Source organism: Caulobacter sp. CCG-8, assembly GCF_037402475.1.
Lineage (GTDB): Bacteria > Pseudomonadota > Alphaproteobacteria > Caulobacterales > Caulobacteraceae > Caulobacter.
Map to the genome: position 1 here is coordinate 170,199 of NZ_JBBEUD010000004.1, position 13,599 is coordinate 183,797.

The window sequence follows — 13,599 nt, forward strand, 5'->3', positions numbered from 1 at the left end:
GAGGGTCAGGGAGGCCCTCCCGCCGAGGTCACGGACGCCGGCGGGGAGCCGACGGCGTCCGTCGATGGACCTACTGCAGCAACTTCAGCAGCGACTGGCTCATCTCGTTGGCCTTGCCGAGAGCGGCGATGGCGGCCGAGGTGAGGGTCGAGGCGTTGGTGTAGTTGGTCTGCTCCGAGGCGATATCGACGTCCGAGATCGCCGATTTCGCCGACTGCAGGTTCTCCAGCGAGGTGGAGATCACGTCGCCGCGGTAGTCGAAGCGCGACAGGGTGGCGCCGACATTGGCCCGGGCCTCGGAGACCTGGGTGATGGCGGTGTCGATCGCGTCCATCGCCGTGGCCGCCGAGGCGGCGCTGGTGATCGACGTCGCGTCGATGCCCAGGGACGCCGTGTCGGCGGCCTCGAGCTTGACGCTGATCGTGTCGCTGCTGCTGGTGCCGACCAGGAAGTCGACGCCCGTACCGTTGGTGTAGGCGCTGGTTCCCGTGCCGGCCGTGGCCGTCCAGGTGACCGTGTTGACGGAGTCCGCCAGCAGGTCGTCGGCGGTGGCCTTGGCCGTGCCGGCGGCGTTCAGCAGGAGCGCGCCGGTGTCGTCGACATAGTCGCCCACCTCGACGGTGGTCGCGGTGCCGTCGGCCAGATAGCTGACGGCGCCCAGGCTGGTGTTGCCCGTGGCCACCTTGAAGTAGTCGGTGTCCAGCGTGCCCGCGGAGCCGGCGGTCCCCAGCGTGGTCGTCACCGAGGTCCCGCTGGAAGACAGCAGGGCCACCCCGTTGAAGTTGGTCGTCGACGCGATGTCGTCGATTTCGTCCTTCAGCTGGGTGTATTCGGCGTTGATGTAGCTGAGGTCGTCGGTGCTGGAGCTGCCCGACTGCGCCTGGGCCGTCAGCGACTTCATCCGTTGCAGGATGTCGGCGATGTTGGACAGGGCGCCGTCGGCCGTGTTGAGCACCGAAGTGCCGCTGGTGACGTTGGTGGCGGCTTGGTTCAGCACGGTGATGTCAGCGTTCATGGACGTCGCGATGGCGAGACCCGAGGCGTCGTCCTTGGCGCTCACGATCCGCGAGCCGCTCGACAGCTTGGCCAGGGATTCGCTCTGCGCGGCGCTGTTGGTGTTCAGGTAGCGCAGGGCGGTGTTGGCCGCTGTGTTGGTGGAGATGACAGGCATTTTCTAATCCGGCTCTCTAGCTAGAGGCCGCGCCGGACGACCCGGCGCGGGAAGCCTCCCGCCGTTCTGCGCGGCCAGGCTTCACCGGGTTGAACGAGACCCCCTCGCCGGATGGGGCGGACTATTTTCGCCTGCGCCAGAAGGTGGGGACACACACTCACCCCGAAGCCTCCGCCAGGGTCGCTCAGGCCTTGCCGTGAGTGTGTGTCCCTCTCTTCGACCCGGCCTTTCGAGGCGATCAAAAAAACACCGCCCCATCCGGCGCCCCCGCTCCGTTGAACCCTGCGAACGACGCCGCCCGGCGTCATTGGAGGGTTCCCATGACCGCCATCACCTCGACCACCAGCGCCGCGACCACGGCCGCCACCAGTTCGTCGTCCAGCACGACGGCCCTGGGCACCACCGACTTCCTGAAGCTGCTGATGACTCAGCTGACCAACCAGAACCCGCTCGATCCGCAGGACCCCACCGAGTTCACCAGCCAACTGGCGACCTATTCGGGCCTCGAGCAGCAGATCAACATGAACACGACGCTGTCGACGATGTCCGACAACATGTCGTCGCTGCTGACCCAGGTTCAGCTGCTCGCCTCCGGCCAGAGCTAGGCGCGCGCGATGAGCCTTTCCTCCGCCCTCTCGACCGCGGTGTCGGGCCTGTCGGCCCAGAGCATGGCCCTGGCCGCCATCTCCGAGAACATCGCCAACTCGTCGACCACCGCCTACAAGACCAAGGAAGTCGACTTCCAGTCGCTGGTCACCGGCGCCATGGGCTCGGCCAAGTCGACCAGCTCGGTGGTCGCCAAGGCCAGCCAGGCCCTGAACGTCGGCGGGGTGATCTCCTCGACCGCCACCTCGACCAACGTCGCCATCGACGGCGCGGGCTTCTTCGTGGTCTCGGCCCATCCGGGGGACACCTCGTCGGACCTGGTCTACAGCCGCAACGGCAGCTTCTCGACCGACGCCGACGGCTACCTGGTCAACAGCGAGGGCTATTACCTCCAGGGCCTGCCCACCGACGCCGACGGCAACGTCCTGGCCAGCAACGCCAGCGACCTGTCCAGCCTGCAGGCGATCAACTTCAACTCGATCGGCGGCACGGCCAAGGCCACCGAGAACGTGACGATGTCGGCCAACCTGCCGGCCGACGCCACGACGGGCCAGTCCTTCACCACCAGCATGGAGGTGATCGACTCCCTCGGCGTCAGCCACACGGTCGGCCAGACCTGGACCAAGACCGCCGACAACACCTGGTCGCTGGCCCTGGCCAATCCGACCCTGACCTCGGACGGGACCACCACCTCCGGCGTGATCAGCCCGTCCACGGTGTCGGTGACCTTCAACACCGACGGGAGTCTCGCCTCGACCAACCCCTCGCCGGTGGCGATCAGCATCACCGGCTTTTCGACCGGAGCGGCGACCAGCGGCATCACCCTGAACCTGGGCACGTCCGGCGGCACCGACGGCCTGACCCAGTTCGCCTCGACCTCCTCGACCCTGTCGATCACCCCGACTATCGAGCAGGACGGCGCCAACTACGGCGAGCTGTCGGGCGTGACCATCGACGCCAACGGCCTGGTCACCGCCAATTTCGACAATGGGGTCAGCCTGGCGATCTACCAGATCCCGGTCGCCACCTTCAGCAATCCCAACGGCCTGACCCACGTCTCGGGCACGGTCTATGACGAGAACACCAACGCCGGCCAGGTGCACGTCAACCTGCCGGGCGACGGCAGTTCGGGCACGCTGGTGGCCAGCGCCCTGGAGGGCTCGACCACCGACATCGCCACCGAGTTCAACAAGATGATCATCGCCCAGCAGGCCTATTCGGCCGCCTCGCAGGTGATCACCACCACCAAGGGGATGTTCGACACCCTGATCCAGGCCGTGCGCTGATGGGGACGATCGAACGCCTGAGGCTGCGCGCCGAACGCTCCCGCCGGGTCGGCGGCGAGGCCCCGCTGGTCGCCACGGTCGAGGAGGCCCGGGCCCTGGCGCGCGGCGTGGCCGAGGGCCTGGCCGCCGCCCCCGAGGCCGACCGCCTGCTGCTGCTGGCCAGCCTGCACGAGGTGCAGGCGGCGCTGGGCGCGCGGCTGGCGCGGCTGGACGCCGAGATGGGCGAGGGCCGCGAGCGGATCGGCGCGGTCAACCGCGGCCTGTCGGCCCACACCCGCTACTCCAGTCGTTTGTCGCCTCGCGGCGACGGGCCTCGCAAGGGCTGACCGCCATGTCGCTGTCCTCGATCATCGGCGCGGCGGGCTCGGCCCTGACGGCCTCGCAGTCCCGGATCGCGGTGGCCAACCTCAACGTCGCCAACGCCGACGACGCGACCTACACCCGCAAGACCGTCACCAGCGCGGTCAGCACCACGACCCAGTCCCTGTCGAACGCCACGATCCTGCGGGTCGCCGACGCCTATCTGAGCAAGACGGTGCTGAAGACGGCCGCCGCCGCCGGGGGCGACGCGGTGACCGACAATTACTTGCAGTCCTACGACGCGGCCCTGGGCTCGACCGCCACCGGCGACGACGTCTCCAGCCTGGTCTCGGCCTTCCAGACCGCCCTGACGGCCCTGTCGTCCAGCGTCGACGCCACCAGCAAGGCCCAGCTGGTCTCCGACGCCTCCGACCTGGCCCAGGGGATCAAGAGCCTGTCGGGCGAGGTCCAGGCCCTGCGCACCCAGGCCAACACCCAGATCGAGACTACGGTCGGCACGATCAACCAGACGCTCAAGAGCCTGGCCTCGCTGAACGACCAGATCGCCACCGTCACCGCCCAGGGCGGCGACACCACCAGCCTGGAGGACCAGCGCGACGCGGCCCTGACCACCCTGTCGGGCCTGATGGGCGTCAGCAGCTACGTCACGGCCGACAACCAGCTGCGGGTCTACACCACCGGCGGCGACGCCCTGCTGGGAACCACCGCCGCCACACTCAGCTACACCGCCTCCAGCCAGCTGGGCGCGGGCGCGACCTATCCCGGCTCGATTTCCGGCATCCTGCTGAACGGCAAGGACATCACCGCCAGCCAGACCGCCGGCGAGCTCGGGGCCCTGGTCACGCTGCGCGACCAGAGCCTGCCGGCCCAGCAGGACCAGCTGGACCAGCTGGCCGGGGCCCTGATCGCCCAGGTCAACGCCGTGACCAACACCGGAACCTCGGTCCCCGCCCCCGCCAACCTGACGAGCTCCGGGACGGTCTCGGCGTCCGACGCGCTGTCGGCGACCGGGACCCTGCGGGTGGCGGTGACGGACTCCGCCGGCAAGGTGGTCTCGACCCAGGATCTGGACCTTTCCAGCTACGCCGCCGTCGGCGACCTGGTGACCGCCCTGAACGGCGTCTCGGGCCTGACCGCCGCCATCGGCTCGGACGGCAAGCTGACCATCGCCACCACCGACAGCGCCAACGGCGTGGCCCTGGCCGACGACGGCGCCGCGATCTCGGCGAGGTTCGGCTTCAACGACCTCTTCACCGGCTCGACCGCGTCGGACATCGGCGTGTCGGCCAGGCTGGCCGGCGACGCCAGCGGCCTGCCGACAGCGGCCCTCTCCACCACCGCGACCCTGGCGACCGGCGACCTGGCCCTAGCCTCGGGCGACAGCACGGTGGCCGACGCGCTCTCCAGCCTGCTGACCACCGCCGTGTCGTTCGCCGCCACGGGAAGCCAGGACGCCAAGACGGTGAGCCTGGCGTCCTACGCGTCGGGCTTCGTCTCCCAGGCCGCGACCCTGATCTCGACCGCCTCCACCACCAGCGCCGCCTCGACCGCCGCCAACGACGCGGCCGTCTCGCGGCTGCAGAACCTGACGGCGGTGAACGTCGACGAGGAGTTGGCCAACATCACCCAGTACCAGACCCAGTACGAAGCCAACGCCCAGCTGATCTCGATCGCCAAGGAGCTGTTCGAGACGCTGGTGAACATGGTGAGCTGAATGCTGAACCGCGTCGCCAGCTTCGCCCATACCAGCGCCATGACCGCGGCCAGCCTGAAGGTCCAGGCCAAGCTGGCCGACCAGCAGACCCAGACGGCCTCGGGCCTGAAGTCCCAGACCTATGGCGGGATCGCCCAGAGCACGGCCAGCATCCTGACCCTGGGCAACCAGAGCGCCCGCCTGACCGCCGACAACACCGCCGCGTCGTCCGCCGCCGCCTATGTCCAGGCGGCCTATTCGGCCGTGGGCGAGATCGCCGACCTCGCCACCACCATCAAGACCCAGCTGGCCTCGATGATGAGCAGCTCGACCCTGGACGCCGGCACGGCGGGCCAGTACGCGGCCGACTGGCTGACCGACCTGCAGGCCCTGCTCAACAGCCAGCAGGGCGGGACCTACCTGTTCTCGGGCCAGGCGACCGACGCCGCCCCGGTCGACTTCACCGCCGCCGGCTACGACCCGACGGCGGGGGCGGACGCCACCTATTACGGCGGCTCGGCCACGGGGCGGACCTTCTCCGGCTCGGACGGCCAGACGGTGTCGCTGTCGGTCTCGGCCGGTTCGTCGGCCTTCGAGCATCTGGCCCGGGCCATCGCCACGGTCGCCGCCGACCCGACGGACACCGACGCCATCGCCAGCGCCTACGCCCTGACGGGAACCGCCCTGACCGGCGTGGGCACGCTGCAGGAGACCATCGCCATCCAGGCCTCGTCCCTGCAGACGATCACCGACCGCAACACCGCCAAGATCGACGCCATCGACGCCCTGGTCACCGACCTGAAGGGCGCGGACCTGACGCAGGCGGCGGTGCTGACCACCCAGTACCAGACCCAGCTGGAGGCCCTCTACTCGATGATCAGCACGCTCTCGTCGCTGAGCCTGAGCAAGTACCTCTAGGGCGCCCGCACGCGTGCGCGAGCGGTCAGCCTGTCGATTTCATTGGGGAAATGGCGCACCCGACACGATTCGAACGTGTGACCTTTGCCTTCGGAGGGCAACGCTCTATCCAGCTGAGCTACGGGTGCTTCCGCCTTGCGGAAGCGCGGTCTTAGCCGAAAGGCCGCGCCTGCGCAAACGGGTCTTTGCTAGCCTTTGGCGAGATAGACGAAGCGGACCACGAACAGCGCCGCCAGGATCAGCAGCAGCCAGTCGCCCTTGCCGATCTTGCCGGTCAGCAGGCGCAGCGCCGCGTAGCTGGTGATGCCGAAGGCCAGGCCGTTGGCGATCGAGAAGGTCAGCGGGATGGTGATCAGGGTCAGGAAGGCGGGGATGGCCACGGTCGGGTCGGCCCAGTCGACGTCGACCAGCGACCCCACCATCAGGGCGCCCACCAGGATCAGGGCCGGGGCGGTGGCGGCGGCCGGGATGGCCTGGACCAGGGGCGCGAAGAACAGGGTCAGCAGGAACAGCACGCCCACCACCACCGCCGTCAGGCCGGTGCGGCCGCCGGCGGTCACGCCCGAGGCGCTCTCGATGTAGCTGACCACGGTGGAGGTGCCGGCGACCGCCCCGACCATGGTCGCCGCCGAGTCGGCCAGCAGGATGCGGTTCAGGCGCGGGATCGAGCCGTCGGGGGCCTGGAGGCCCGCCTTCTTGGTCACGGCCACCAGGGTGCCGACATTGTCGAACAGGTCGACGAACAGGAAGACGAAGACGATCTCCAGCATGGCCAGGGCCATGCCGCCCTGCAGGTGGAAGGCGCCGCCGATGTCCATCTTGAAGGCCGTGGCGGTCAGATCGGCCAGGCTGGACGCGCCCGGCGCGATCTTGGCCAGACCCAAGGCCCAGCCGGCGGCGGAGGCCAGCAGGATGCCGATCAGGATCGCGCCCTTGACCCGCCAGGCCTGCAACACCGCGATCAAGACGAGCCCCAGGATCGCCACGGCGGCGGTCGGGGTGGTCAGGTCGCCCAGGGCCACGGTGGTGGCCGGGTGGGGGACGATGATCCCCGCCTCCTTCAGGCCGATGAAGGCGATGAACAGGCCCACCCCGGCGGCGACGGCCGAGAACAGGGGCTTGGGGATGGCGGCCACGATCATCTGGCGCACGCCCACCAGGGTCAGGACCAGGAAGGCCACGCCCGACAGGAAGACGCAGCCCAGGGCCGTCTCCCACGGCACGCCCATGCCCTTGACCACGGTGTAGGTGAAATAGGCGTTCAGCCCCATGCCCGGCGCCAGGGCCAGGGGATAGTTGGCGACCAGACCCATCAGGATCGAGCCGAAGCCGGCGGCCAGGCAGGTGGCGGCGGCCACGGCGGCCACCGGCATGCCGGCCTCGCCCAGGATCGCCGGATTGACCACCACGATATAGGCCATGGTCATGAAGGTGGTGACGCCGGCCAGCACCTCGGTGCGGACGTTGGTTCCCTGGGCCTTGAGGCCGAAGAGGCGTTCGAGCATGGCTTAGCGGCTCCCGGCCGTGGGGATTTCGGACGCGTAGCGGTCCCAATGGGCGGTCAGCTCGCGGACCACCGGCCCGCCGACCGCGAAGGTCGCCAGGAACGAGGCCTTCAGGCTCTCCTCGTGGAACACGTGCGGCAAGCTGGTCTGGCCCAGCGGGGCCCGCGAATAGTTGCTGCCCGTGCGCAGCACCAGGACGCGCCGGCGGTCGATCTTTCCGGACGCGGCGTGGGCGTCGAGCACGTCGAGGATCCCCTGGTCTTCGCAGTCGGTCATGGTGAAGGTTCCGGCCCCGTCGGTCCAGAGCTTGACCCAGTCCTGCGCCCACTGGGTGCGGCGATGGCCGTGCCAGAAGCGCACCGTGCCCAGGGCGTCGCCCTGCAGCACGAACGGCGGCCGCTGGCCCTGGGGCGCGTCCTTGTACGGCGCGCGCACGGCCTGCAGGGCGGCGTTGTCCGGCAGCTTGACGTCCTTGGTCAGGGCGTAGGCCCAGTCGACCAGGCCCCGGTCCAGGGTCCAGACCATGGCGCTGGAGCCCTCGGCCTTGCCCTTCACGTTCGGCTTCTCGGCGTCGTTGGAATAGAGGCCGTAGGGCCAGCCGGCGGGGATGTCGCGGTCGTCCACCTCGTAGATCGGGTCGGCGTCGACCACGTAGCGGGCCCAGGCGGCGCTGCCGACCGAGGCGGCCTGGGGGTCGACCCCGGCGATGCCGGCGACGATCCAGTAGGCTTTGGAAAGGTCGAACTGGTCCGACAGGATCAGGGCCGCCACGCTGTCGCGCGCCCGGCCGCGCATGTCGCTGACGATGGCCAGCACCCCGTCGTCGGAATAGCGGGCCACGTGGCGCACGCCCGGGATGGCGATCTCGTGCTTCAGCGGCCAGCCCTCGACCCAGGGCTGGAACTCGCCCGCGAAGTCGCCGGTGTCGGCCCCGATCTCGAAGGTGGTGACGACCACGACCTTGACCGGGATGCGGTCAGCGGCCTGGGCCTGAGCCAGGCCGAAAGCGAAGACGACGCTCAGCGCCAGGACGATCCGAAACCACAAACCACGCATGAAAGGCCCCGCCAGAAATCCGCGGGCAACCTCCACCGATGCGGCCGGGGATGCAATCGGGGATCGACGGGAGAGGACGGGATGGACCTGTCGGCGCCCAGGCGGCGAACACTTGCCCCCACCTGACCGCTTCGCGGTCTGTCCGCCCCCCATAGGGGGCGGAGCCTTCGCGCCGGAGCGCTCTTCCCCCTCCGGGGGAAGACGACCGCGAAGCGGTCCGTAGGGGGCAAGTGGGTAAGCTGCTACGTGCTCAGCGGATCCTTGGCGTTCGGATCGCCATAGGTCAGCGACACGAACACGTCCTCCAGGTCCGGGTCTTCCGTCGCGATGTCCTTGATCTTCAGGCCCTCGGCGCGGACGGCGGCCAGCACCTGCTCCACGCTGGACTGGCCGGTGCGGTACGAGACGCTGAACGCCCCGGCCCCGCGCAGCTTGGTCTCGAAGCCCGGCAGCAGCGGGGCGGCGGACACCGGCTCCTCCGGGGTGACCACCACGTTGCGGATGTCCATGCGGCCCAGCAGCTTCGGCGTCGGCTCGCAGACCACCACCTCGCCGCGGTTGACGATGGCGATCTGGTCGCACAGCTCCTGGGCCTCTTCCAGGTAGTGGGTGGTGAGCACGATGGTCACGCCCAGCTCGTTCAGGCCCGTCACGTACTGCCACAGCTGGCGGCGCAGCTCGACGTCGACCCCGGCGGTGGGCTCGTCCAGGATCAGCACCGGCGGCTGGTGGACCATGGCCTTGGCCACCATCAGGCGGCGCTTCATGCCGCCCGACAGCTGACGGACATAGGCGTTGGCCTTGTCGCCCAGGCCCAGGGCGTTCAGCAGCTCGTCGGTGCGGCGCTCGTTCTTGGGCACGCCGTAGAAGCCGGCCTGCACCTCCAGCGACTCGCGCGGGGTGAAGAAGACGTCGGCGGCCAGCTCCTGAGGCACCACCCCGATGGCGGCGCGGGCGTCGCGCGGGCGCTCGTCGATGTCGCGACCCCAAATCCGCACCGTGCCGCTGGTCTTGCGGGTCAGGCCGGCCAGGATGTTGATGAAGGTCGACTTGCCCGCCCCGTTCGGACCCAGCAGGCCGAAGATCGAGCCGCGCGGCACCTTCAGGTCGATGCCGTTCAGGGCGCGCTTCTCCGGAGCGGTCTTGCTGGCGGGATAGGTCTTGAACAGGCCTTCGGCTTCGATCGCGTACGCGGGCAGGTCCATGGAACGTCCAGATGCGGCCCGCCGACCCAAGAAGGCGGACGATAGGGAAGGGAACGGGCCCCGTACGAATTGACGACGGCGCGACTGGTCGCATAGGTATGCCTCCATCGCCGCCACGCCAAGGCCGCGTCTGGATTTCAAGGGTTTTCGAAACATGGCGCGCAAGGCCAAGTCCACCGCTCCCACCGCCATGGAGCCGGCTGTCGTCGATATCGGCGCCGGTCCCGCGCCGGAAACCATCATCGTCCGCTCGCATCGCATCGCCTGCGACGGCGTCGGCGGAGCCTTGGGCCATCCGCGCGTCTGGCTGGAGATGGGCGCGGCCGGCTTCGTCGACTGCTCCTATTGCGACCGCCGCTTCGTGGCCTCGACGGCCGCCGGCCACGACGAGGACGAGCAGCTGGCCCCGGGGGTCTACGAAGGCTCCGGCGGCCACTAGTGACGGACTCCATCCCGACGGCCCAGCGCGCCGAATCCCTGGCCAAGGCCTGGGAAGCCGCCGAGTGGCCGCACGAGGCCCCTGTGCTGCGGGCCATCGCCATGCCGTCCGACACCAACCCCGAAGGCGACATCTTCGGCGGCTGGCTGCTGTCGCAGATGGACCTGGCGGCGGCTTCGGTCGCCTTCCACCGCGCGGCGGGCCGCTGCGCCACCATCGCCATCGACGGCATGACCTTCATCAGCCCGGTGTTCGTCGGCGACGAGGTCAGCCTGTTCGCCAAGACCGTCCATGTGGGCCGCACCTCGATCAAGGTGCAGGTCGAGGCCTGGCGCCGCCGCCGCGACGGCGAGCAGGCCCACAAGGTGACCGAGGGCGTCTTCACCTTCGTGGCCATCGACGAGAACCGGAAGCCCCGGCCCCTGCCTTAGGGCGACGAAGTCTTTTCACCCACTGCTTTTCAGCCGTCATTCCGGGCCTTGTGCCCGGAACCCCTTTGTCCGCCGCAGGTGCGGGAGGGGCGGCCGCTGGCGGTCCGCTTGCGCTTCACTTGCGAGCTGTACGAGGGGTTCCGGGCACAAGGCCCGGAATGACGGCCGTTGATATGGAAACGTGATGGACGAATGGAGGGATGGCCCATGTCATCTGGATCAATCGTCTAGACACCGCCTCCCCCCGCGCGCCATATCCGCCCATGCGCGACCACGACGCCGACGTCATCATCGCCGGAGCCGGCATGGCCGGAACCACCCTGGCGCTCGCCCTGGCCTCGGCGGGGGTGAAACCCCTGCTGGTCGATCCCCAGCCGTTCGACGACCAGCTGGCGCCGACCTTCGACGGCCGCTCGTCGGCCATCGCCTATTCCTCGTTCCGCCAGTGGCGGGCGATCGGGGCCGGCGAGGCCCTGGCGCCGCACGCCCAGCGGATCGAGCAGATCCTGGTCACCGACGGCAAGGCCCCGGGCCCGGCCACGGGCGGACCATCGCCGTTCTTCCTGCGCTTCGATTCCAGCGAGATCGCCGACCGCTCCGAGGGCGAGCCCCTGGGCTATCTGATCGAGAACCGCCAAATCCGCGCCGCCCTGTCCAGGACGGTGGTCGACAAGAAGATCACGGTGCTGGCCCCGGCCGCCGCCAAGGGGCTGGAGGTCACGCCGGCCGGCGCGACCGTGACCCTGACGGACGGGCGCGTGCTGTCCGCGCCCCTGGTGGTCAGCGCCGAGGGCCGCAACAGCGCCCTGCGCAAGGCCGCCGGCATTGGCGACATCGGCTGGAGCTACGGCCAGAGCGGGGTGGTGGCCACCGTCCGCATGCAGCATCCGCACCAGGGCGTGGCCCACGAATACTTCCTGCCCAGCGGTCCGTTCGCCATTCTTCCGCTCACGGAGAATCGCGCCAGCCTGGTCTGGACCGAGAGCACCGACCGGGCCGAGGCCCTGCGCAACGCCTCGCCCGAGGCGTTCCACGCCCACCTGATGCGGCGGTTCGGCGAGTTCCTGGGGACGGTCGAGATGGCCGGCCCGACCTTCGTCTATCCGCTGTCGCTGTCGCTGGCCGAGCGGCTGGTCGCCCCGCGCCTGGCGCTGATCGGCGACGCCGCCCACGGCGTGCACCCGATCGCCGGCCAGGGGCTGAACCTGGGCCTGAAGGACGCCGCGTCCCTGGCCGAGGTGGTGGCCGAGGCCCTGCGCAACGGCGAGGACATCGGGGCCGAGGCGACGCTGGAGCGCTACGCCCGCTGGCGGCGGTTCGACAATGTCAGCAACGCCCTGGCCTTCGACGGCTTCGTTCGCCTGTTCTCGAACGACAACCCGCTGCTGCGCCTGGCGCGCGGCGTGGGCATGGCGGCGGTCAACCGCATCGCCCCGGCCCGGCGGTTCTTCATGCACGAGGCCGGCGGCGGGGTGGGCGACCTGCCCAAGCTCTTGCGGGGCGTGGCGCTGTAAAAAGAGAGACCTTCCCTCCCCCTTGTGGGGAGGGAAAGACGACGCGCTAGACCTTCACGATCCAGCCCCTGCGCCGCATGTAGGCCAGCACCATCCAGATCAGGCCGACGAAGATGGCCACCGGGATCAGGGCCGCCGTCCGGTCGCCGACGACCGGCGTCGCCCAGCGGTACGGGATCTTCAGCATGTGGGCGGTCAGCATGATCGAGGCCAGCATGTGCAGGCTGTAGGCGAAGACGGCGTTGATCCCGAAGTCGGTCAGGAAGGTCGTCCCCGGCGGCCGCAGGGCCTTCACGTCGAGGACCTGATGCAGGCCGGCCAGCAGGACCAGGGCGATCCCGGTCGACAGCAGCACGAAGCTGGAGGTCCACAGCTCCTTGGAGATCGGGAACACCACGCCCCAGACGAGGCCGGCGGCGATCGCGGCGACGCCCGCGACCAGCAGGCCCGACGACCCACGCTCCTTGCTCGATTTGGGCGCCAGCAGCCACTCCCCGGCCGCCACGCCCAGCAGGGCCTGGGCGATGGCCGGCAAGGTCGAGAGCAGGCCCTCGGGGTCGTAGCCCAGCGGGCCGGGCACGTAGACGTGGGCGCCCAGCACCCACCGGTCGAACCAGCCGACGAAGTTGGCGCCGGGCTTGAGCAGGTCGGTCGCGCCGTCCGGGAACGGCGCCAGGGTCAGGGGCCAGTAGAGCAGCAGGATCGCGGCGGCCAGGACCAGCCGGGCGCGCGGCCCCACGGTCTTGTAGAGGACCCCGGCGGCCAGGAAGGCCAGGGCCAGGCGCTGCAGCACGCCCATCGGCCGGAACAGCACGCTCTCGGGCGTGGCCATCCAGTAGAGGTTGGACAGGATCAGGCCCAGCAGGAACAGCCGTCCGGAGCGGACCAGCAGACGGCGCAGCGTGGCGCCGTCCAGGCCGTTTCCTCGGCCGGCCAGGGCCAGGGGGATAGACACCCCGGTCATGAACACGAAGGCCGGGAACACCGCGTCGGCGACGGTGAAGCCGCGCCAGGCGGCGTGCTCCAGGGCGGCGAACTGGGCGTAGCCGCTGACATAGTGCAGGTAGGACGCCGAATTGACGACGATCATGCCCACGATCGTCAGCCCACGGAGCACATCCAGGGAAGCCAGACGAGGCGGACGCCCTTCCACCGGCTAGTCGTCCAGGCTGCGGGCTTCCTCGGGCAGCATGATCGGCACGCCGTCGCGGATCGGATAGGCCAGCTTGGCGGCGTTGCTGATCAGCTCGCCCCGGGCGCGGTCGTAGAACAGCGGCGCGCGGGTGACGGGACAGACCAGCACCTCCAGCAGGCGCGGGTCGAGATCGGCGGGCGGCGGAGGCGGTTGGGCGGTCATGGACGTGGTTGTAAGGGGTTTTTGAGCGCCGCACACCCCCTCAGTCGCTCCGCGACAGCTCCCCCAGAGGGGGAGCATCTGGGGGCGATAGATCCTC

14 protein-coding genes and 1 tRNA gene are annotated in these 13,599 nt (G+C 69.6%); 8 read left to right on the forward strand and 7 right to left on the reverse strand.

Annotated elements, in window-relative coordinates; translation table 11 throughout:
* Positions 1-70 precede the first annotated feature (70 nt).
* Positions 71-1,171: a flagellin gene (locus WAE60_RS05110; protein WP_029909187.1), complete on the reverse strand. Its 1,101-nt coding sequence runs from the start codon at positions 1,169-1,171 to the stop codon at positions 71-73.
* Positions 1,172-1,491: 320 nt separating this feature from the next.
* Here WAE60_RS05110 and WAE60_RS05115 point away from each other — a divergent pair, with 320 nt between their 5' ends.
* Genes WAE60_RS05115 through WAE60_RS05135 form a run of 5 tightly spaced genes read left to right on the forward strand, consistent with a single transcriptional unit; the run spans position 1,492 to position 5,995 of the window.
* The gene (locus WAE60_RS05115; protein WP_337685291.1) at positions 1,492-1,776 is read left to right on the forward strand and encodes a flagellar hook capping FlgD N-terminal domain-containing protein; all 285 of its coding nucleotides are present in this window, start codon (positions 1,492-1,494) and stop codon (positions 1,774-1,776) included.
* A gap of 9 nt (positions 1,777-1,785) precedes the next feature.
* Positions 1,786-3,063 (forward strand): flagellar hook protein FlgE, encoded by a 1,278-nt coding sequence (gene flgE / locus WAE60_RS05120; protein ID WP_029909191.1) that lies wholly within the window; start codon positions 1,786-1,788, stop codon positions 3,061-3,063.
* Positions 3,063-3,389, forward strand: a complete 327-nt coding sequence (locus WAE60_RS05125) for a hypothetical protein (protein WP_337685292.1) — start codon at positions 3,063-3,065, stop codon at positions 3,387-3,389. Before flgE ends, WAE60_RS05125 begins: the two co-directional genes overlap by 1 nt.
* A gap of 5 nt (positions 3,390-3,394) precedes the next feature.
* On the forward strand, positions 3,395-5,098 hold the full coding sequence (flgK, locus tag WAE60_RS05130; RefSeq protein WP_337685293.1) for a flagellar hook-associated protein FlgK: 1,704 nt from the start codon (positions 3,395-3,397) through the stop codon (positions 5,096-5,098).
* Positions 5,099-5,995 carry a flagellin gene (locus tag WAE60_RS05135; RefSeq protein ID WP_337685294.1) on the forward strand — a complete coding sequence of 299 codons (897 nt, stop codon included), beginning with the start codon at positions 5,099-5,101 and terminating at the stop codon, positions 5,993-5,995.
* 51 nt (positions 5,996-6,046) lie between these two features.
* On the opposite strand, the gene WAE60_RS05140 is transcribed toward WAE60_RS05135, so the two are convergent.
* The 4 genes from WAE60_RS05140 to WAE60_RS05155 form a co-directional block, all read right to left on the reverse strand.
* Positions 6,047-6,123, reverse strand: a tRNA-Arg gene (locus tag WAE60_RS05140).
* A gap of 60 nt (positions 6,124-6,183) precedes the next feature.
* A complete protein-coding gene (locus WAE60_RS05145; RefSeq protein ID WP_337685295.1) occupies positions 6,184-7,500 on the reverse strand; it encodes an NCS2 family permease in 1,317 nt (438 codons plus the stop codon).
* Positions 7,501-7,503: 3 nt separating this feature from the next.
* Entirely contained in the window at positions 7,504-8,556 is a 1,053-nt protein-coding gene (locus tag WAE60_RS05150; protein ID WP_337685296.1) for a purine nucleoside permease, read from the reverse strand.
* A 242-nt stretch (positions 8,557-8,798) separates the two neighbouring features.
* A complete protein-coding gene (locus tag WAE60_RS05155) occupies positions 8,799-9,761 on the reverse strand; it encodes an ABC transporter ATP-binding protein (protein WP_029909243.1) in 963 nt (320 codons plus the stop codon).
* A 154-nt stretch (positions 9,762-9,915) separates the two neighbouring features.
* Here WAE60_RS05155 and WAE60_RS05160 point away from each other — a divergent pair, with 154 nt between their 5' ends.
* The 3 genes from WAE60_RS05160 (at position 9,916) to WAE60_RS05170 (ending at position 12,145) form a co-directional block, all read left to right on the forward strand.
* Positions 9,916-10,200 (forward strand): zinc-finger domain-containing protein, encoded by a 285-nt coding sequence (locus WAE60_RS05160; protein WP_337685297.1) that lies wholly within the window; start codon positions 9,916-9,918, stop codon positions 10,198-10,200.
* Positions 10,200-10,631: an acyl-CoA thioesterase gene (locus WAE60_RS05165; protein ID WP_337685298.1), complete on the forward strand. Its 432-nt coding sequence runs from the start codon at positions 10,200-10,202 to the stop codon at positions 10,629-10,631. Before WAE60_RS05160 ends, WAE60_RS05165 begins: the two co-directional genes overlap by 1 nt.
* 263 nt (positions 10,632-10,894) lie before the next feature.
* Positions 10,895-12,145 carry a UbiH/UbiF/VisC/COQ6 family ubiquinone biosynthesis hydroxylase gene (locus WAE60_RS05170; protein WP_337685299.1) on the forward strand — a complete coding sequence of 417 codons (1,251 nt, stop codon included), beginning with the start codon at positions 10,895-10,897 and terminating at the stop codon, positions 12,143-12,145.
* A 46-nt stretch (positions 12,146-12,191) separates the two neighbouring features.
* Here WAE60_RS05170 and WAE60_RS05175 read toward each other — a convergent pair whose 3' ends face one another.
* Positions 12,192-13,298, reverse strand: coding sequence for a heparan-alpha-glucosaminide N-acetyltransferase domain-containing protein (locus WAE60_RS05175; protein WP_337685300.1), 1,107 nt, complete (start codon positions 13,296-13,298; stop codon positions 12,192-12,194).
* A gap of 3 nt (positions 13,299-13,301) precedes the next feature.
* Entirely contained in the window at positions 13,302-13,502 is a 201-nt protein-coding gene (locus WAE60_RS05180) for a Trm112 family protein (RefSeq protein ID WP_029909253.1), read from the reverse strand.
* Positions 13,503-13,599: the final 97 nt, after the last annotated feature.